The organism is Paragemmobacter straminiformis (assembly GCF_014243445.1).
GTDB classification, from domain to species: domain Bacteria; phylum Pseudomonadota; class Alphaproteobacteria; order Rhodobacterales; family Rhodobacteraceae; genus Paragemmobacter; species Paragemmobacter straminiformis.
The window spans coordinates 1,194,786-1,213,038 of the sequence record NZ_JACLQD010000001.1 but is presented as its reverse complement, the minus strand read 5'-3'; the positions used below and the strand labels follow the sequence as shown (position 1 = coordinate 1,213,038).

Sequence of the window (18,253 nt, the reverse complement as noted above, 5' to 3'; positions counted from 1 at the left end):
ATGCACAACCACCTCAGCGCCCTATGGGCCAATCTCGCCCCATGTCCAAACGCCCCCTCTGGCTTGTCGCCGCGCCCTCCGTCTTTCTGATCCTGTGGTCCGCGGGTTTCGGCATCGCCAAACTCGGCTTGCAGCATTCGGCACCGATCACGCTGCTGGCGTTGCGCTATGTTTGCGTCTTGGCGGTTCTTGCGCCCTTTGCCCTGATCCTGCGGCCGCCGCTGCCCAAAACCGCCCGCGCGTGGTTTGATGTGGGCCTCGTCGGCTTCCTGATACAGGTCGTCTACTTTGGCCTGTGCTACATCGCCTTCAAGTCCGGCGTTTCGGCGGGCGGGGTGGCGATCATCGTTTGCCTGCAACCGATCCTTGTCGCCCTCGTCGCGCCGCGCTTCGTCGGGGAAACCGTCAACCGCCTTGCATGGCTCGGCCTCGCGCTCGGCCTTGCGGGGGCTGTCGTGGTGATCCTTGCACGCTCCTCGGTTCAGGCGGAAAGCACCTTCGGACTTCTCTGCACCATCCTCGCCCTTTTCGGCATCACCGGCGGTACGCTTTACGAGAAACGCTTCGGCGTCACCCACCACCCTGTCACCTCGAACATGATCCAATATGCCGTGGGCGCGGCCTTCTGCCTGCCCGTGGCATGGGCGACCGAGGATATGCACGTGACATGGAACGCCGAATTCGCCTTTGCCCTAGCCTACCTCGTCCTCGCCAACTCCATCCTCGCCATGTCGCTCCTCCTCGCCATGATCCGCGCGGGCGAGGTGAGCCGCGTCTCGGCGCTCTTCTACCTTGTCCCCGCCTTTTCGGCCCTTTTCGCATGGCCCATTCTGGGCGAGGCGATGCCCCCGCTGGCATGGGCGGGCATGGCGCTTGCGGGGTTCGGGGTGGCGATGGTCAGCCGCAAGCGCGGCTGATCGGGCAGCAGCGGGGGTTTCACAACCCCCGGTCCATCGGTTTCCCGAACCGATGGCGAATCCGACGGACTACCCCGTGCGATATTTGTGCGCCTATGAAAGCGATCAGAATCCGAGCTTTTTCAGCAATGCCGGAAGCGCCGGATCGTCCGCGAGTTTCGACCGGAACAGCATCGCTTCCGATTTCAGGATCAGCGCATCCGACAGGATTTTCAGGTGGTTCGCCCGCAGTGTCTCGCCGCTTGACGTAATGTCGGCAATCGCCTCGGCGGTCAGGTTCTTGACCGTGCCTTCGGTGGCACCCTGACTGTCCACAAGCTGATAATCCGCCACCCCGTTCGCGGTCAGGAAATCGCGCACCAGACGGTGGTATTTGGTGGCAATCCGCAGCCGGAAGCCATGTTCGGCACGAAACGCAGCCGCAGCGGCGTCGAGGTCGTCAAGCGTGTCCACATCCACCCATGCGTTCGGCACGGCGATGATCAGATCGGCATGGCCAAAACCCAAGGGCGCGACCTCGGCCACGATCTCGGGCCAGTCGGCCAGTTTCTCGCGCACAAGGTCGGTGCCCGTGACGCCAAGATGGATGCGCCCCGCTGCCAGTTCACGCGGAACCTCGCCCGCCGACAGAAGCACCAGTTCCACCCCGTCATGCCCGTCGACCGTGCCGGAATACTCGCGCTCGTTGCCGGTGCGGCGCATGGTCAAGCCGCGTGCGCCGAACCAGTCAAAGGTCTTTTCCATCAGCCGCCCCTTGGACGGGACACCGATCTTGATCATTGGGCACCCCCTTTCAGGCGGGCGACAAGGCCGGGCCGGATCACGCCGCCAACGGCGGGGATGGATTGCCCTTGCCCCAGCACCCCCGTCAGCGCGTCATAGCGCCCGCCCGAAGCTACCGGAGGCAGCGCCGGATCGGAGGCGTGGAAGCTGAACACGAAGCCGTCGTAATATTCGAGGCTGGTGCGCCCGTGGCTTGCCTCGAAGGGCAGGGTGGCGGTGTCGATCCCCCGCGCGTGAAGCGCGTCGAGCCGTGCTGCGAAACGGTCCACCGCAGGGGCGATGGCGGGCAGCATCGGGGTTATTCCCCGCAGATGCGCCAGCGCCGCCCGCGCAGGCGCCTGCAGCGAGAGCAGGTCGTAAAGCAGCGCCGCCTCGGGGGCTGCAAGGGCGGGGGTCGCCGCATCCTCGATCAGCGCCGCAGCCCGCGCCGCGATCTCTTCGGGCGAACGCAGGCCGACAAAACTTCCCGCCGCTTCGATCAGCGCCTCGGGCGAGTCCGATGCCAGCCGCTCCAGCAGTTTCGCCCGCGCGTCCGGCACAGGTGCGCGGCCCGAGAAACGGTCCAGTAATTGCCGGAACCGCCTTGGCCGCCAGACATGCCGCAACAGCGCCGCTTTGCGCCGTTCGCTCGTCGAAAGCCCGCGCACGGCGGCCATCAGGATCCCGATATCCCCCGTCGCCGCCCGCAAGCCAAGCGGCGCAAGCAGCCCCGCGAACAGCGCGAACACCTCGGCATCCGCCGCTTCGGGCGCTGTGCGGTCGAAGAGTTCGAACCCCACCTGCATGTATTCATTGGCCCTTGGGCCGCGATGGTCCTGCTTGCGGAACACCTCGCCCAGATAGCAATAGCGCGCGGGGTCCGCCCCGTGCGCCATATGCGCCTGCACCACCGGCACGGTGAAATCGGGCCGCAGCACCATTTCCCCGCGAAGCGGGTCGTTCGTCACATAGGCGCGGGCGCGGATATCCTCGCCATACAGATCCAGCAGCGTCTCGGCGGGCAGCAGGATATCGGCCTCGACCGGCACCGCCCCCGCCGCCCGAAAGGCCGCGAAGAGCGCCTCGGCCTCGGCGCGGATGTCGGCCTTGGTCGTCATTGCCCCAGCATCTTCCGCACCGCCGCGACCAGTTCGCTGCGCGGCACCTCGACCTGCGCGGGGCGGTCCTTCCATTCCTCAAGCGTGGCATTCTCGGCGATCTTCGCGCCAAGGATCAGGTCTTTCAGGATGACGACACCCTTTTCAGCCTCGTTCCCGCCCTGAATGACAGCCACGGGCGACCCCCGCTTGTCGGCGTATTTGAGCTGGTTGCCAAAGTTCTTCGGGTTGCCAAGGTAGACTTCGGCCCGCAATCCGGCATTGCGCAGATCGGCGACCATGCCCATGTAATCGGCCATGCGGTCACGGTCCATCACCGTCACCACCACCGGCCCCGCGCCTTCGCCGCCCGCGCGCCCCTTGGCCCGCAAGGCCGCAAGCAGACGGTCCACCCCGATGGATACCCCCGTCGCAGGCACCGACTGCCCCGTGAACCGCTTCACGAGGTCATCATACCGCCCGCCGCCCGAAACCGACCCGAATTGCCGCTTGCGCCCCTTTTCATCAAGGATTTCAAAGGTCAGCTCGGCCTCGAACACCGGCCCCGTGTAATAGCCAAGCCCGCGCACGACACCGGGGTCGATCACGATGCGGTCCGACCCGTAACCCTGACGGTCCAGCAATTCGGCAATCGTCTCAAGCTCGGCCACGCCCTCGCCGCCGATGACCGATGCGCCCACCAGCCCGCGCAGCGCGGCCACGGTTGCCGCCCCCGTGTCACGCCGCGCGGCCATGAAGGCCATGACGACCTCGGCCTGCTCGGCCCCCAGCCCCGCGCCCTTGGTGAAATCGCCCGACTCGTCGCGGCGGCCTTCGCCAAGAAGCGCGCGCACCCCGCCCTCGCCCAGACGGTCGATCTTGTCGATGGCGCGCAGCACGATGCCGCGCTCGGCCTCGAACCGCGTGGGATCGGACGGGTCAAGCACCCCCGCCACTTCCATTACCCCGTTCAGGACCTTGCGGTTGTTCACCCGCACCACATAGTCGCCGCGCGGGATCCCCACGGTTTCCAAGGCATCCGACAGCATGGCGCAAATCTCGGCATCGGCCGCCACGCTTGGCGCGCCGACCGTATCGGCATCGCACTGGTAGAACTGCCGGAACCGCCCCGGACCGGGCTTTTCGTTCCGCCACACCGGACCCATCGCATAGCGCCGATAGGGTGAGGGCAGGTCGTTGCGATACTGCGCCGCAACGCGGGCCAAGGGGGCGGTCAGGTCATAGCGCAGCGCCAGCCAATCGGCGTCCTCGTCCTGCCATGCGAAAACCCCTTCGTTCGGGCGGTCCACATCGGGCAGGAACTTGCCCAATGCCTCGACCGTCTCGACCGCGCTCGTCTCGAGGGGGTCGAAGCCGTAGCGATGGTACACCTCGGCCACCTTGTCGAGCATCGCCTTGCGCTCGGTGACTTCGGCACCGAAATAGTCGCGGAACCCTTTCGGGGTTTCGGCGCGGGGGCGGCGTGTCTTGGACTCAGAGGATTTGTCCTGTGCCATCGGTCGGACCTTCGCTTTTTCTCGCCGCCCGTGTATCGGAAGGGGCAGGACGCGGCAAGCACCGCAGCCAAAGGAAAAAGGGGCCAGCATGGACCGTCACGACACGATGGAGGAACGCCTCTCGCACCTGATCCGCGCTGTCGATGACCTTTCGGATGTCGTCACCGCCCAGCAGCGCGAGATCGACCGCCTTACCCGCCTTGTCCACCTTTTGTGCGAACGCGAGGCCGAGCGCGAGCAGATGGCGGGCGAAGCCCCCGCCGCCAACGCGCCCCCGCCGCATTGGTAGCCCGCCGCATTGATAGACAGTGGGCTTGGCGGCTGGTGCCACCTGTCACGCTGCCTTTCCAAAGTTGCGACATGAGTATTTAAGCAAGGGTGAAACAGGCCGCTGCCAACCCTTTGCCCGATCGGCGCGCAGGTCGCGCGGGTTGCACGGGGCAGGTGACGTTTTCCGAACGAAGCAGATGAAGAACCCTTTTACCCGGATCGACCCCGTCGCCCTTGGCCTGACCCTTGCACTGGGGGCGGCGGGCGGTTTGGCGGCAAAACTTCTGCATCTGCCCATCGCCTTGCTTCTGGGGTCGCTTGTCACCACCGGAGTGGCGGCGGCGTCGGGTTGGCGTCCCTTCGGCAAATCCATCCTTTTGCCGATGCGTCTGCGTCTGGCCTTTGTTCCGGTGATCGGCGTTTCCATCGGCGGGGCCTTTACACCCGCTGTTCTGGCGGGCATCGCCGACTGGTGGCCCAGCCTGCTGGCGCTGTTTCTTTTCCTGCCGCTCAGCCATGCCGTGGGCTACGCGATCTATCGGCGCGGCGGTTTGCCAAGGGTCGAAAGCTTCTTCGGTGCGGTCCCCGGCGGCCTGATCGAAACCGTGCAGCTTGGCGAAGAGGCGGGGGGCGACGTGCGTTTGATGACGGTGCTGCAATTCCTGCGGCTTATCCTGACCATCATCTTCGTTCCGCTCATCTTTACCGTCCTGACCGGCGGCATGGTCGGATCGGCCAGCGGCATCAGCCTGCCAGCGGCGGCCCTGCCCCTTTCGCTTGCCGAGGTGGCGATCCTGCTTGCGGCAGGTGTGCTGGGCTTTGCCACGGCCCGCGCGCTGCATCTTCCTGCGGCCATCATGACCGGACCGATCCTGTTTTCAGCGACGGCCCATGCCGCGGGCATCGTCCACGGCGTGCCGCCGGCATGGTTGGTCGGGGTGACCCAGATCGTCATCGGCTGCGGACTTGGCGCGCGTTTCGCGGGGGTTGATCGCCGTATGCTGGCCCGCGCCTTCGGCCTTGCCGCGATCAACGCTGTCGCGGCCTTGCTGATCGCATTCGCCTTTGCCCTTACCCTTTCGCCCATCGTCGATGAACCGGCCCCTGCGGTGTTCCTGTCTTTCGCTCCGGGGGGGCTTGCCGAGATGAGCCTGATCGCGCTCTCCCTGCAAATGAGCCTTGTCTTCGTCACGCTCCATCACATCGCCCGCATCATCCTGTCGGTGACGATGGCCAAGCTTGGCATGCGCTGGTTGTTCTGATCGCGGTATCAAAACACCCTGAATTGTGTTAACATCTGTCTTAGCGTCCACTTGGGGGAGTTGCGATGCGGACGATGATGTTCATGTCCCGCATGTTCGGGATGATTGTATTGATGGTCGGAGTTTTGCTGGCTGTCTTTGTCCTGCTCGACATCCTGCGCATCGGTCCGAATGCGCGGGGTTTCCTGATCGGGTCGAACCTTTGGCAAGAGTTGAAGGCCATCGCCGAAGCCCTGTTCTGAACGCGGAACAGGCGCGCAAAACGGCAGACGGGCGCGGAGGGTTGCCGCGCATCGCCCCTTCTTGTGTCTAGACTTCCTCGACCAGCACCACGCCTGCCATCGCCTTGATCGCACCCTTGATCTGCGGCGTGACGGGATAGGGCTGCGGCAGCGTCAGGTCGATCTCGCGCCCCGTCTCGTCGGGCACGCAAATCGTGATCTGCGCACGGTTGCGACCTTCGACCTTGGCAAACAGCGCCGCGACCGAGGCGGCCGCTTCGGCCTTGTTCAAATGGATGCGCAGGGCCGAGGCCCCTCCCTCTGCGGCCACCTGGTCAATCGGCTGCGCGGCGCGGCACAGCAGTTTGAGCGTGTCCCCCTCGAGGTTCGCTTCCACCGTCAGAACCACGTTCTTGCCCGGCTCCAGATTGTCACGCGCGGCTTCCAGCGTGTCGGAAAAGACCGTCACCTCATACAGGCCCGTCGGGTCCGACAATTGGACAAAGGCGAAGCGGTTGCCCTTGGCCGACTTCCGTTCCTGACGGCTCGACACCGACCCCGCCAGCTTGCCCACAAGCGGCCCGCGTTCGGCCTTTGCGGTCAATTCCGTCAGCGTCAGCACCCCGCGCCGTTTCAGCGGAGCCATATAGTCATCCAGCGGATGGCCCGACAGGTAGAACCCGATGGCCTGATGTTCCTGTGCCAGCCGTTCCACGGGAAGCCAGTCGTCCCGCCCTGCAAGGCGCGGTTCGGGAATGTCCGTCCCCGCCTCGCCGAAAAGCGAGACCTGATTTGAGGCCTTTGCCTCGTGGATCGCGGCGGAATAGGTGACCAGACCGTCAAGCGCCTCGAACACCCGCGCGCGATTCGGGTCGAGCGTATCGAACGCCCCCGCCCGCGCCAGCATTTCCAGCGGGCGCTTGCCCACGCGCTTCAGATCGACCCGTCGCGCGAAATCGAACAGCGTGGCAAAGGGCTTTTCCCCGCCGCCGTCCGACTTTCTGGCCTCGACGATCAGCCGCATCGCCTCGACACCCACGTTCTTGAGCGCGCCAAGCGCATAGACGACCTGCCCGTCAACGACGGTAAAGGTCGCCAGCGACCGGTTGACACAAGGGGCGACCGTCTTGATCCCCAGCTTGTCCACCTCGCGCTTGTAGACGGCAAGCTTGTCGGTCAGATGGATATCGCAGTTCATGACGGCGGCCATGAACTCGACGGGGTAATTCGCCTTCAGATAGGCGGTCTGGTAGGACACCACCGCATAGGCGGCGGCATGCGATTTGTTGAAGCCGTAGTTGGCGAATTTCTCGAGCAGGTCGAACACCTCGCCCGCCTTCTTGGCGTCGATCCCGTGCGTCGCCTTGGCCCCGTCGATGAACTTGGGCCGCTCCTTGGCCATTTCCTCGGCGATCTTCTTGCCCATCGCGCGGCGCAGCAGGTCGGCCCCGCCAAGGCTGTAGCCCCCCATGACCTGCGCGATCTGCATCACCTGTTCCTGATAGACGATGATGCCCTGCGTTTCGGCAAGGATATGGTCGATCGTGGGGTGGATCGATTCAAGGTCGCGCTGGCCATTCTTGACCTCGCAATAGACCGGAATGTTCTCCATCGGGCCGGGACGGTATAGCGCCACAAGCGCCACGATATCCTCGATGCAGGTGGGCTTCATGCGCCGCAGCGCATCCATCATGCCGCTGGATTCCACCTGGAACACCGCGACCGTCTTGGCGGCGGCGTAAAGCTCGTAGGTCGGCTTGTCGTCAAGCGGGATCAGGCTGATGTCGAGCGTCACGCCCCGCAGCGCCAAAAGGTCCAGCGCGTTCTGGATGACGGTCAGGGTTTTCAGCCCCAGAAAGTCGAACTTCACCAAGCCCGCCGCTTCGACCCATTTCATGTTGAACTGCGTCGCGGGCATGTCCGACGCGGGGTCCTGATACAGCGGCACCAGCTCGTCCAGCGGCCTGTCCCCGATCACCACCCCCGCCGCGTGGGTCGAGGCGTTGCGGTAAAGCCCCTCGATCTGCTCGGCATAGGTCAGCAGCCGCCCGACAACCTCTTCCTTCGCCGCCTCGCGCAGGCGCGGTTCGTCGGCAAGCGCCTTGGTGATGGAAACGGGCTTCACCCCTTCCAGCGGGATCATCTTGGACAGGCGGTCCACCTGCCCGAAGGGCATCTGCAACACCCGCCCCACATCGCGCACCGCCGCCTTGGACAACAGCGCCCCGAAGGTGATGATCTGCCCCACCTTGTCGCGGCCATAGCGCTCCTGCACATACTGGATCACCTCCTCGCGGCGATCCATGCAGAAGTCGATGTCGAAGTCGGGCATCGACACCCGCTCGGGGTTCAGGAAGCGTTCGAACAGCAGCGCATAGCGCAGCGGGTCAAGGTCTGTGATCGTAAGGGCATAGGCAACCAGCGACCCCGCCCCCGACCCCCGCCCCGGTCCGACCGGAATCCCGTGGTCCTTGGCCCATTTGATGAAATCCGACACGATCAGGAAGTAACCGGGGAAGCCCATCTTCTCGATGATCCCCAGCTCGAAATCGAGCCGCGCCTGATATTCCTCGGGCGACGCCGCATGGGGAATGACGGCAAGCCGCGCCTGCAACCCCTCGTTCGCCTGACGGCGCAGTTCCTGCACCTCGTCATCCGCGAATTTCGGCAAGATCGGCTTGCGCTTGTAGGCGGCAAAGGCGCAGCGCCTCGCAATCTCGACCGTGTTTTCCAAAGCCTCGGGCAGGTCCGCGAACAGCGCGCACATCTCGGCCTCGGATTTGAGGTAATGCTGCGGCGTCAGGCGGCGGCGCGGCTGGCTCTGGTCGACATAGGCTTTTTCGGCAATGCAGATCAGCGCGTCATGCGCCTCGAACATCTCGGATTTCGGGAAGTAGACGTCGTTGGTGGCGACCAGCGGCAAACGCATCGCATAGGCCATTTCGATGAACCCGCGCTCGGTCGCGGCTTCGGCAACCGACAAGGCACCGCCTTCACCCGGATGGCGCTGCAACTCGACATAAAGCCGGTCGCCGTAAATCGCCGCCAAACGCTCCATCAGGGCCTGCGCCTTGGCCTCCTGCCCTGCTTGCAGGAACCGCCCCACAGGACCATCGGACCCGCCTGTCAGGCAGATCAACCCCTCGGAATGGCGCGCCAACTCGTCGACCGTGACCTGATTGAGCTGCCCGCCCTTGTCGATATACAGGCACGAGTTCAGCTTCATCAGGTTCATGTAGCCCGCCTCGTTCTGCGCCAGCAGAACGACTGGCGCGGGCAGGCGCAGCTTTTCGCCAGCCGCGGCCGGGTCATGGGCGACCGAAACCTGGCAGCCGACGATCGGCTGCACGCCCGCATCCTTGGCGGTGACCGAAAACTCCAGCGCGGCGAACATGTTGTTCGTATCGGTCACGGCGACCGCAGGCATCCCCGCCCCTGCCACCAGCTTGACCAGTTTCTTGACCGGAACAGCCCCCTCGAGAAGGGAGTGTTCCGTATGCACGCGCAGATGGATGAATCGCAAAGGGTTCGTCATGCCGGCCAGCCTACAGGCGCGGCAACGAACAGGAAACCCCGCCCCTTCTTTCGGCATTGGACGAAACTGCTTCCAAGAAAAGCCGAAAGGAATGTCTTGCCATGTGGCGGGTGGGCTTGCTTCACTGTTAGGATAACAACAGCCCGAAAACGGGCATGGGGCGCGTGGCCCGCTTTACGCCGCATCGGGCGGCCACGCATGACGCCTCGAACGGGGAGAAGGCGGCGGGTTGAAACATGTCCGAGATCGCGTTTCTCCTCAACGGAACGCCGGTCCAGCTGTCGGGTATCGCGCCGACAAGGACTTTGCTCGACTGGCTGCGCGAGGAGCGTGGCCTGAAAGGCACAAAGGAAGGCTGCAACGAAGGCGACTGCGGCGCCTGCACCGTCATGGTCACGGACGCGGGCGGAAGCCGCGTCTTGAACGGCTGCATCCTGTTCCTGCCGCAACTCCACGGCAAGGCCGTGTGCACCGTCGAAGGCATCTCGGCCCCCGATGGCAGGCTTCACCCCGTCCAGCAGGCAATGGTCGACCACCACGGCGCGCAATGCGGTTTCTGCACGCCGGGGTTCGTCGTCTCGATGGCGACTGCCCACCTCAACGGCCAGACCGACCATGACGACACGCTTGCCGGAAACCTCTGCCGCTGCACCGGCTACGCCCCGATCATCCGCGCCGCCAAGGCCGCCGAAACCGCGCCCGTGCCGGACTGGATGCAGACGGATCGCGCTTTCATACTCGCTCAAACATCCTCGGGGGGTGAGCCGCCATCGGCGGCGAGGGGGGCAGACAGCCCCCCCTTCTTCCGCCCGACGAACAGCGACGACCTTGCAGACTGGTATCTGGAAAACACCGGCGCAACCCTGATCGCGGGGGCGACCGATGTCGGTCTCTGGGTCACGAAACACTTGCGCGACCTTGCCCCCGTGGCCTTCCTCAACGGCGTCACCGACCTGCAACAGATCGAACGGCAGGGCGGCATGTTCCACATCGGCGCGGGCGTCACCATCGCCGCCTTGCGTGCTTTCCTCGAACCGCATCACCCCAGCTTTGCCGAGCTTCTGCGCCGCTATGCGTCCGAGCAGATCCGCAATGCCGCGACCATCGGCGGCAACATCGCCAACGGCTCGCCCATCGGCGACGGCCCTCCCGCACTCATCGCGCTGGGCGCGAAACTCCACCTGCGGCGCGGCGACGAGATGCGGTCGATCCCGCTCGAGTCCTTCTTCCTCGACTACCGCAAGCAGGACAGGCAGGCGGGCGAATTCGTGGCCGGTCTCTCGATCCCCGATTCCGCCCCCGCGCTGCGCTGCTACAAACTGTCCAAACGCTTCGATCAGGACATTTCGGCTGTCTGCGGCTGCTTCAACCTGACCGTGACGGACGGCAAGGTGACCGAGGCCCGCATCGCCTTTGGCGGCATGGCGGGCATCCCGAAACGCGCCGCCCATGCCGAAGCGGCCCTGCTGGGCCAGCCCTTCACCGAAGCGACCGCCCGCGCCGCCGCCGCCGCGATGGCGCAGGATTTCACCCCGCTTTCCGACATGCGCGCCAGCGCCGCCTATCGTCTGACCACCGCGCAGAACATGGTGCTGCGCTATCTTCACGACCTGAACGGCATGCCCGTTTCCGTGCTGGGGGTTCAGGCATGAGCATCGGAAAATCCCTTCCCCACGATGCCGCCCCCCTGCATGTGACGGGTCAGGCCCGCTATGTCGACGACCTGCCACTTCCCGCCGATGCGCTGCACCTCGCCTTTGGCCTATCGACCGAGGCGCATGCCGAAATCGCCGCCATCGACCTTTCCGCCGTCCGCGCCGCCCCCGGCGTGGTCGCGGTCATGTCGGCCGAGGATTTCGACGAGGTTCCCGATTGCTCGCCCTCGCTTGGCGACGAACCGCTTCTCGCCACGGGCAAGGTGCATTTCGTCGGCCAACCCGTCTTTCTTGTGATCGCCACCTCGCACCTTGCCGCGCGCAAGGCCGCGCGACTGGGCAAGATCACCTACAAACCCCTTCCCGCCCTGCTGACCATCGACGACGCCCTCGCCGTGGGCAGCCGCTTCGAGAACGGACCCGTCATCTGGACCAAGGGCGATGCCGCGCATGCCATCGCGGGCGCCGCGCACCGCGTCGAAGGGTCGTTCGAGGTTGGCGGTCAGGAACATTTCTACCTTGAAGGTCAGGTCGCGGCCTGCCTGCCGCAAGATGGCGGGGATATGGTCGTCCACTCCTCGACCCAGCACCCGACCGAAATCCAGCACAAGGTCGCCCACGCCCTCCACCTGCCGATGAGCGCCGTGCGCGTCGAGGTCCGGCGCATGGGCGGCGGCTTCGGGGGCAAGGAAAGCCAGGGCAACTGGCTCGCCATCGCCTGCGCCGTCGCCGCCCGCGCCACGGGGCGGCCCTGTAAGATGCGCTATGACCGTGACGACGACATGGTCGTGACGGGCAAGCGCCATGACCTGCGCATCCTCTATCGCGCGGGCTTCGACGATGCGGGCAAGCTCGCGGGGGTGGAATTCACCCATCTATTCCGCTGCGGCTGGTCGATGGACCTGTCGCTGCCCGTGGCCGACCGTGCCATGTTGCACGCCGACAACGCCTATGTCCTGCCCGCCGTGCGCATCGAAAGCCACCGCTTGCGCACGAACACCACCAGCGCCACCGCCTTTCGCGGCTTCGGCGGCCCGCAAGGCATGATCGGGATCGAACGGGTGATGGACCACATCGCCCATGCGCTGAAGTGCGATCCGCTCGACGTGCGGCGCGTCAACTTCTACCGCGCGATGGCGGACAAGGCGGGGGGCCGTCTGCCCCCCGCACCCCCCGAGAGTATTTCGGCAAAGGTGAATGTGGAAGCCGGGGCCGACCTCACCTCGCGGGGCCGCGCCGCCTCCGTCGGCTCGCACGCCCTGCCGCCCGATGGCGCGGTGCAGACCACGCCCTACCAGATGCCGGTCGAGGATTTCATCGGGCATGAACTGGTGGCGGAGTTGGAGCGGACCTCCGACTACCAAGCCCGCCGCGCCGCGATTGCGGAATGGAACGCCGCGAACCCGATCCTGAAGCGCGGCATCGCGCTGACGCCGGTGAAATTCGGGATTTCCTTCACCCTTACCCACCTCAATCAGGCGGGGGCCTTGGTCCATGTCTATCAGGACGGCTCCATCGCCCTGAATCACGGCGGGACCGAGATGGGGCAGGGCCTGTTCCAGAAGGTCGCGCAGGTGACGGCGGCGGTCTTCGGCCTCGATGCGGGCGCGGTCAGGATCACCGCGACCGATACGGCCAAGGTGCCGAACACCTCGGCCACCGCAGCCTCCAGCGGGTCGGACCTCAACGGCATGGCGGCGCAGGCGGCGGCGGTGACGATCCGCGACCGCATGGCCGCATTCATCGCCGAAAAGCATCAGGTCAAACCCGCGTCCGTCAGGTTCAAGGACGGCATGGTCCGCGTCGCGGGCGAGGAATACGATTTCGCCCGCGTCGCCGCATGGGCCTATCAGGCGCGGGTGTCGCTGTCCTCGACCGGCTTTTACGCCACGCCCAAGATCACGTGGGACCGGATCAAGGGCCAAGGCCGCCCCTTCCTGTATTTCGCCTATGGCGCCGCCGTGACCGAGGTGGTGATCGACACCCTGACAGGCGAAAACCGCATCCTCCGCGCCGATCTGCTGCATGACACGGGCAGCAGCCTGAACCCCGCGCTCGACATCGGGCAGATCGAGGGGGCTTACGTCCAGGGCGCAGGCTGGCTCACGACCGAGGAACTGGTCTGGGATGCCAAGGGGCGGCTGTCCACCCACGCCCCCAGCACCTACAAGATTCCCGCCTGTTCCGACCGCCCGCGCATCTTCAACGTCTCGCTCTGGGGCAAGGGCAACCGCGAAGAGACCGTGGGCCGGTCCAAGGCCGTGGGAGAGCCGCCCTTCATGCTTGGCATTTCGGTGCTTTACGCGCTGTCCGATGCCATTGCCGCCTGCGGTGACGGGTCGGCCTACCCCGCCCTCGACGCCCCAGCCACGGCCGAACGGGTGCTTGCGGCGGTGCAAAGGGTGCGCGGCCATGTTTGATCTTGCCGCGCTTGCCGAAGCTGTCCACCGCCACGGCAGCGTGGCCCGCGTGGTCATCGCCGCGCATGACGGGTCGTCTCCGCGCGAAACGGGGGCGGCGATGCTCGTCTGGCAGGGCGGGCAGTCCGGCACCATCGGCGGCGGCGCGCTGGAACACGAGGCGACGCTGCGCGGCCGCGCCCTTTTGGCCCGTGGCGGCAGCCGGCTTGACCGCACGGCGCTTGGCCCGAACCTTGGCCAATGCTGCGGCGGTGCCGTAACGGTGCTGACCGAAATCTATGACGCGTCCAACCTTCCCACCCCCGCTGCGGGCCTGATCGCCCGCAGCGCCGATGGCCGCGCCATGCCGCTTGCCGCCAAGCGCATCCTCGATCGCGCCCGCGCCCAAGGCATTGTCCCCGCGCCGACGCTGACCCAAGGCTGGTTCGTCGAACCGCTTTCCCGTCCTGCACGCCACCTCTGGGTCTGGGGTGCGGGGCATGTCGGCCGCGCGCTCGTTGCCACGCTTTCCCCGCTGCCCGATCTGCATATCACCTGGGTCGATGTCGCCGCCGACCGCTTCCCCGAGGCGGTCCCCGCAGGCGTCACGCGCCGCGCCGAACCCGACGCCGCCGCACTGGTCGCGCAAGCGCCGCAAGAGGCCGAGCATCTCATCCTCACCTTCTCGCATGCGCTGGACCTCGACCTCTGCCACCGCCTGCTGGCCCACGGCTTCGCCCGCTGCGGCCTTATCGGTTCGGCAACCAAATGGGCGCGCTTCCGGTCGCGGCTGGCCGCCCTCGGGCACGCGCCCGCCCATATCGCGCGCATCGATTGCCCGATCGGCAACCCTGCCTTGGGAAAACATCCCCAAGCCATTGCCATCGGCGTCGCGGCAGACTTTCTAGACCGGAAGACCAACGCGTCACGACAGGAGAACGCGGGATGACAGGGCAAACCACCAGACCCGAACTGCTTGCCGTCTCGGGGGTAACCAAAGCCTATCCCGGCGTGGTCGCCAACAGCGACGTGTCCTTCTCGATCAAAGAGGGCGAGGTTCACGCCCTTCTGGGCGAAAACGGCGCGGGCAAATCGACCCTGGTCAAGATGATCTACGGTCTGGTCAAACCCGACTCTGGCTCCATGCGCCTGTCGGGTGCCGCCTATGCCCCGAACGAACCGCGGCAGGCCCGTTCCAGCGGCGTGGCGATGGTGTTCCAGCACTTCTCGCTGTTCGAGGCGCTGAGCGTGGCCGAAAACGTCGCCCTCGGCATGGAAAACCCGCCCAAGCTGCGCGATCTGGCGGGGCGCATTCGCAAGGTGTCGGAAGAATACGGCCTCCCCCTCGACCCCGACCGCATGGTGGGCGACCTTTCGGCAGGCGAACGGCAGCGGGTCGAGATCATTCGCTGCCTGCTGCAAGATCCGAAACTGCTGATCATGGACGAACCGACCTCGGTCCTCACTCCGCAAGAGGTCGAGATCCTGTTCAAGACCCTTCGCCAGCTCTCGGCCGAAGGCACCGCGATCCTGTATATCAGTCACAAACTCGAAGAGATCCGCGCCCTCTGCGACGAGGCGACGATCCTGCGCCGTGGCAAGGTGGTGGCCACCTGCACCCCGCGCGACCGCTCGGCGCGGGAAATGGCCGAATTGATGGTGGGCGCCACGCTGACGCCGCCGGAACGTGGCGCAAAGGCCAAGGGGGAAACCGCGCTTCAGGTGTCGGGCCTTTCCGTCGCATCGCCCATTCCCTTTGGAACCTCGCTCAAGAACATCGGGTTTTCGGTTGCCAAGGGCGAAGTCCTCGGCATCGCGGGCGTTGCGGGCAACGGGCAGGACGAGCTTCTCCTCGCCCTTTCCGGCGAACTCCGCACGGCGGCAGGAACCCTTTCCATCGACGGCAAGGACGTCTCGGCACTTGGCCCCAACGACCGCCGCCGCGCGGGGCTGGTCGCCGCACCCGAAGAACGCCTCGGCCACGCCGCCGCACCGGATATGAGCCTTGTGGAAAACGCGCTTCTCTCGGGCGCGACACGGCAAGGGCTGGTGAAGAATGGCTTTATCGACTGGCCCGCCACCCGCAGCTTTGCCGAAGGCATCGTCAAGGATTTCGATGTCCGCACCCCCGGAACCCATGTCGCTGCCCGCGCGCTGTCCGGCGGCAATCTGCAAAAGTTCGTAGTCGGGCGCGAACTGTCGCAGGCGCCCACGGTCATTGTCATCAACCAGCCGACCTGGGGTGTCGATGCCGCTGCCGCCGCCGCGATCCGTCAAGCCATCCTTGACCGTGCGGCCCAAGGGGCGGCGGTGGTGGTGATCAGCCAAGACCTTGATGAACTGCTTGAAATCGCAGACAACTTTGCCGCCCTGAACGAAGGCCGCCTGACCCCGCCGCGCCCCGTTGCGGGCCTGACCATCGACGAGATCGGCCTGATGATGGGCGGCGCGCATGGCATGGAGGTGGCGCACCATGCCCATTGATCAGGGTTCTTCGCCAAAGGCCGGAACGGGCTGTCTGCCCTTCCCGCACCCATCCCGGGGATACATGCGGACAGAAAATGTGAAGAATGAGGGTTCGATATGCTGAGGCTTGAAAAACGCCCCTCGCCCAGCCGCTTCTGGCAGGCCGCGACCCCGATCCTTGCCGTGATCCTGACCATGATCGCGGGTGGCATCATGTTCGCGCTGCTGGGAAAGAACCCGGTCGAGGCGATCCGCACCATCTTCTGGGACCCGCTCTTCGATCCGCAATATGCCGCCTATTCGCGCCCCCAACTCCTCGTCAAGGCGGGCCCGCTGATCCTGATCGCAACGGGCCTGTCGCTCGGTTTCCGCGCGGGCATCTGGAACATCGGGGCCGAGGGGCAATACATCATGGGCGCGGTCTTCGGCGCCGGGGTGGGCCTTGCGCTCTATCCGGTCGAGACACGCTGGATTTTCCCGCTGATGATCCTTGCCGGCATCTTCGGCGGCTGGCTTTGGGCGATGATCCCGGCAATCCTGAAAACCCGCTTCCGCACCAATGAAATCCTCGTCTCGCTGCTGCTTGTCTATGTCGCGCAATACATCCTTGCCGCGATGGCACTTGGCCCGATGCGCAATCCCGAAGGCGGCGGTTTTCCCGGCAGCCGGAACCTGTCGCAAATCCCGTCGATGGCGAACCCCGAACTGATCGCGGGCACCGGCCTGCATTGGGGGGTTGTCGCGGCCATCGGCGTGGTCATCGCCGCCTATGTCCTGCTGCAACGCCACATCCTGGGCTTCCAGATCAAGCTTGCCGGTCAGGCCCCCCGCGCCGCCCGCTTTGCGGGTGTGTCGCCCGAACGCCTCGTGATCCTTTGCATGGGCATTTCCGGCGGCCTTGCCGGAGCGGCCGGCCTGTTCGAGGTGACCGGCCCCGCAGGCCAGATCAGCATCGACTTCAACACGGGCTACGGCTTTACCGCCATCATCGTGGCTTTCCTTGGCCGTCTGAACCCGCTTGGCATCCTGCTTGCGGGGCTGCTCATGGCGCTGACCTATATCGGCGGAGAGCTTGCCAGCTTCATTCTCGGCCTGCCCTCCGCCGCGATCCAGGCGTTTCAGGGGATGTTGCTGTTCTTCCTTCTCGCCGTCGATCTTCTGACCAACTTCCGCATCCGCTTCGGCAGCAAGAAGGAGGCCATCTGATGCTTGGCGATATCAATCCCGCCGTCCTGATCGCCTCGCTCATGGTGGCCTCGGTGCCGATCATTCTTGCGGCGATCGGCGAGCTGGTCGTGGAAAAGGCAGGCGTCCTCAACCTCGGGGTCGAGGGCATGATGATCATGGGCGCGATCTGCGGTTTCGTGACTGCGGTGGCCACGGGAAACCCCTACCTCGGTTTTCTTGGCGGTGCGGTCGGTGCAGCGGCCCTGTCGCTGGTCTTCGGCTTTCTGACGCAATTCATGCTGTCCAACCAGGTCGCGACAGGTCTTGCGCTGACGCTGTTCGGCCAAGGTCTCTCGTCCCTGATCGGGCAGGGTTACAACGGCGTCAAACCGCCCCTGACCGGAACCGTTCCGCTTGGCCCGTTGGCCGACATTCCGGTCCTGGGCCGCATCCTGTTCGACCATGACTGGGTCGTCTACTTCTCGGTCGCCTCGATCGCCGCCGTCTGGGCCGTGCTGAAATACACCCGCGTCGGGTTGATTCTGCGCGCCGTGGGCGAAAGCCACGATGCCGCACACGCGCTGGGCTACAAGGTCATTCGCATCCGCATTCTGGCCATCATGTTCGGCGGCGCGATGGCGGGCATCGGCGGCGCCTATGTCAGCCTGATCCGCGTACCGCAATGGACCGACGGAATTACAGCAGGCGCAGGCTGGATCGCCCTTGCCATCGTGGTTTTCGCAAGCTGGAAGCCTTGGCGCGTGCTGCTCGGCGCCTATCTTTTCGGCGGAATCACCGTGCTTCAGCTAAATCTACAGGCAGCCGGAGCGGCTATACCTGCGCATTACTTGTCGATGGCCCCCTATCTGATAACCATTCTGGTTCTGGTGGTGATGTCATCGGGCAAGGGGCGCGCCTCGCTTAACGCGCCTGCCGCGCTGGGACAGAATTTTCACGCCTCGCGCTAAGGGGCATCAACGACGGG

The 18,253-nt window shown here is 65.4% G+C and carries 14 protein-coding genes; 10 read left to right on the top strand and 4 right to left on the bottom strand.

Annotated elements, in window-relative coordinates; all coding sequences use genetic code 11:
* Positions 1-41 precede the first annotated feature (41 nt).
* Positions 42-917: a DMT family transporter gene (locus H7F16_RS05775; protein WP_185796563.1), complete on the top strand. Its 876-nt coding sequence runs from the start codon at positions 42-44 to the stop codon at positions 915-917.
* 105 nt (positions 918-1,022) lie between these two features.
* Here the strand turns inward: H7F16_RS05775 and hisG are convergent, their stop codons facing one another.
* The 3 genes from hisG to hisS are packed head-to-tail and all read right to left on the bottom strand — an operon-like array spanning position 1,023 to position 4,293.
* Complete coding sequence (hisG, locus tag H7F16_RS05770) at positions 1,023-1,697, bottom strand: ATP phosphoribosyltransferase (protein WP_185796562.1); 675 nt, start codon at positions 1,695-1,697, stop codon at positions 1,023-1,025.
* Entirely contained in the window at positions 1,694-2,797 is a 1,104-nt protein-coding gene (locus H7F16_RS05765; RefSeq protein ID WP_185796561.1) for an ATP phosphoribosyltransferase regulatory subunit, read from the bottom strand. The genes hisG and H7F16_RS05765 overlap by 4 nt, the downstream gene beginning before the upstream one ends.
* Positions 2,794-4,293, bottom strand: a complete 1,500-nt coding sequence (gene hisS / locus H7F16_RS05760; protein ID WP_185796560.1) for a histidine--tRNA ligase — start codon at positions 4,291-4,293, stop codon at positions 2,794-2,796. The genes H7F16_RS05765 and hisS overlap by 4 nt, the downstream gene beginning before the upstream one ends.
* Positions 4,294-4,381: 88 nt before the next feature.
* On the opposite strand from hisS, the gene H7F16_RS05755 reads away from it, so the two are divergent.
* The 3 genes from H7F16_RS05755 to H7F16_RS05745 all read left to right on the top strand — a co-directional run bounded on the left by H7F16_RS05755 (position 4,382) and on the right by H7F16_RS05745 (position 6,067).
* Positions 4,382-4,582 carry a SlyX family protein gene (locus H7F16_RS05755; RefSeq protein WP_185796559.1) on the top strand — a complete coding sequence of 67 codons (201 nt, stop codon included), beginning with the start codon at positions 4,382-4,384 and terminating at the stop codon, positions 4,580-4,582.
* Between the two features lie 178 nt (positions 4,583-4,760).
* The gene (locus H7F16_RS05750; RefSeq protein ID WP_185796558.1) at positions 4,761-5,825 is read left to right on the top strand and encodes an AbrB family transcriptional regulator; all 1,065 of its coding nucleotides are present in this window, start codon (positions 4,761-4,763) and stop codon (positions 5,823-5,825) included.
* Positions 5,826-5,890: 65 nt separating this feature from the next.
* On the top strand, positions 5,891-6,067 hold the full coding sequence (locus H7F16_RS05745) for a hypothetical protein (RefSeq protein WP_185796557.1): 177 nt from the start codon (positions 5,891-5,893) through the stop codon (positions 6,065-6,067).
* Between the two features lie 67 nt (positions 6,068-6,134).
* Here H7F16_RS05745 and dnaE read toward each other — a convergent pair whose 3' ends face one another.
* The gene (gene dnaE, locus H7F16_RS05740; RefSeq protein ID WP_185796556.1) at positions 6,135-9,581 is read right to left on the bottom strand and encodes a DNA polymerase III subunit alpha; all 3,447 of its coding nucleotides are present in this window, start codon (positions 9,579-9,581) and stop codon (positions 6,135-6,137) included.
* 236 nt (positions 9,582-9,817) lie between these two features.
* Between dnaE and xdhA the strand changes: the two genes are divergently transcribed.
* From xdhA to H7F16_RS05710, 6 genes are all read left to right on the top strand, one after another.
* Positions 9,818-11,233 carry a xanthine dehydrogenase small subunit gene (gene xdhA, locus H7F16_RS05735; protein ID WP_185796555.1) on the top strand — a complete coding sequence of 472 codons (1,416 nt, stop codon included), beginning with the start codon at positions 9,818-9,820 and terminating at the stop codon, positions 11,231-11,233.
* Positions 11,230-13,656 (top strand): xanthine dehydrogenase molybdopterin binding subunit, encoded by a 2,427-nt coding sequence (xdhB, locus tag H7F16_RS05730; protein WP_185796554.1) that lies wholly within the window; start codon positions 11,230-11,232, stop codon positions 13,654-13,656. Before xdhA ends, xdhB begins: the two co-directional genes overlap by 4 nt.
* Positions 13,649-14,584, top strand: a complete 936-nt coding sequence (gene xdhC, locus H7F16_RS05725; protein WP_185796553.1) for a xanthine dehydrogenase accessory protein XdhC — start codon at positions 13,649-13,651, stop codon at positions 14,582-14,584. The genes xdhB and xdhC overlap by 8 nt, the downstream gene beginning before the upstream one ends.
* Positions 14,581-16,119 carry an ABC transporter ATP-binding protein gene (locus H7F16_RS05720; protein WP_185796552.1) on the top strand — a complete coding sequence of 513 codons (1,539 nt, stop codon included), beginning with the start codon at positions 14,581-14,583 and terminating at the stop codon, positions 16,117-16,119. The genes xdhC and H7F16_RS05720 overlap by 4 nt, the downstream gene beginning before the upstream one ends.
* Before the next feature lie 99 nt (positions 16,120-16,218).
* Positions 16,219-17,307, top strand: coding sequence for an ABC transporter permease (locus H7F16_RS05715; protein ID WP_185796551.1), 1,089 nt, complete (start codon positions 16,219-16,221; stop codon positions 17,305-17,307).
* Positions 17,304-18,236 (top strand): ABC transporter permease, encoded by a 933-nt coding sequence (locus H7F16_RS05710; RefSeq protein ID WP_185796659.1) that lies wholly within the window; start codon positions 17,304-17,306, stop codon positions 18,234-18,236. The genes H7F16_RS05715 and H7F16_RS05710 overlap by 4 nt, the downstream gene beginning before the upstream one ends.
* Positions 18,237-18,253 lie beyond the last annotated feature (17 nt).

Excerpts from the sequence above, each read along its gene's own strand:
- H7F16_RS05745 (WP_185796557.1), top strand. The coding sequence starts at position 5,891 with ATGCGGACGATGATGTTCATGTCCCGCATGTTCGGGATGATTGTATTG.
- H7F16_RS05765 (WP_185796561.1), bottom strand. The coding sequence starts at position 2,797 with ATGACGACCAAGGCCGACATCCGCGCCGAGGCCGAGGCGCTCTTCGCG.
- hisG (WP_185796562.1), bottom strand. The coding sequence starts at position 1,697 with ATGATCAAGATCGGTGTCCCGTCCAAGGGGCGGCTGATGGAAAAGACC.
- H7F16_RS05775 (WP_185796563.1), top strand. The coding sequence starts at position 42 with ATGTCCAAACGCCCCCTCTGGCTTGTCGCCGCGCCCTCCGTCTTTCTG.
- xdhC (WP_185796553.1), top strand. The coding sequence starts at position 13,649 with ATGTTTGATCTTGCCGCGCTTGCCGAAGCTGTCCACCGCCACGGCAGC.
- xdhA (WP_185796555.1), top strand. The coding sequence starts at position 9,818 with ATGTCCGAGATCGCGTTTCTCCTCAACGGAACGCCGGTCCAGCTGTCG.
- H7F16_RS05715 (WP_185796551.1), top strand. The coding sequence starts at position 16,219 with ATGCTGAGGCTTGAAAAACGCCCCTCGCCCAGCCGCTTCTGGCAGGCC.
- H7F16_RS05755 (WP_185796559.1), top strand. The coding sequence starts at position 4,382 with ATGGACCGTCACGACACGATGGAGGAACGCCTCTCGCACCTGATCCGC.
- H7F16_RS05720 (WP_185796552.1), top strand. The coding sequence starts at position 14,581 with ATGACAGGGCAAACCACCAGACCCGAACTGCTTGCCGTCTCGGGGGTA.
- dnaE (WP_185796556.1), bottom strand. The coding sequence starts at position 9,581 with ATGACGAACCCTTTGCGATTCATCCATCTGCGCGTGCATACGGAACAC.
- hisS (WP_185796560.1), bottom strand. The coding sequence starts at position 4,293 with ATGGCACAGGACAAATCCTCTGAGTCCAAGACACGCCGCCCCCGCGCC.
- H7F16_RS05750 (WP_185796558.1), top strand. The coding sequence starts at position 4,761 with ATGAAGAACCCTTTTACCCGGATCGACCCCGTCGCCCTTGGCCTGACC.
- xdhB (WP_185796554.1), top strand. The coding sequence starts at position 11,230 with ATGAGCATCGGAAAATCCCTTCCCCACGATGCCGCCCCCCTGCATGTG.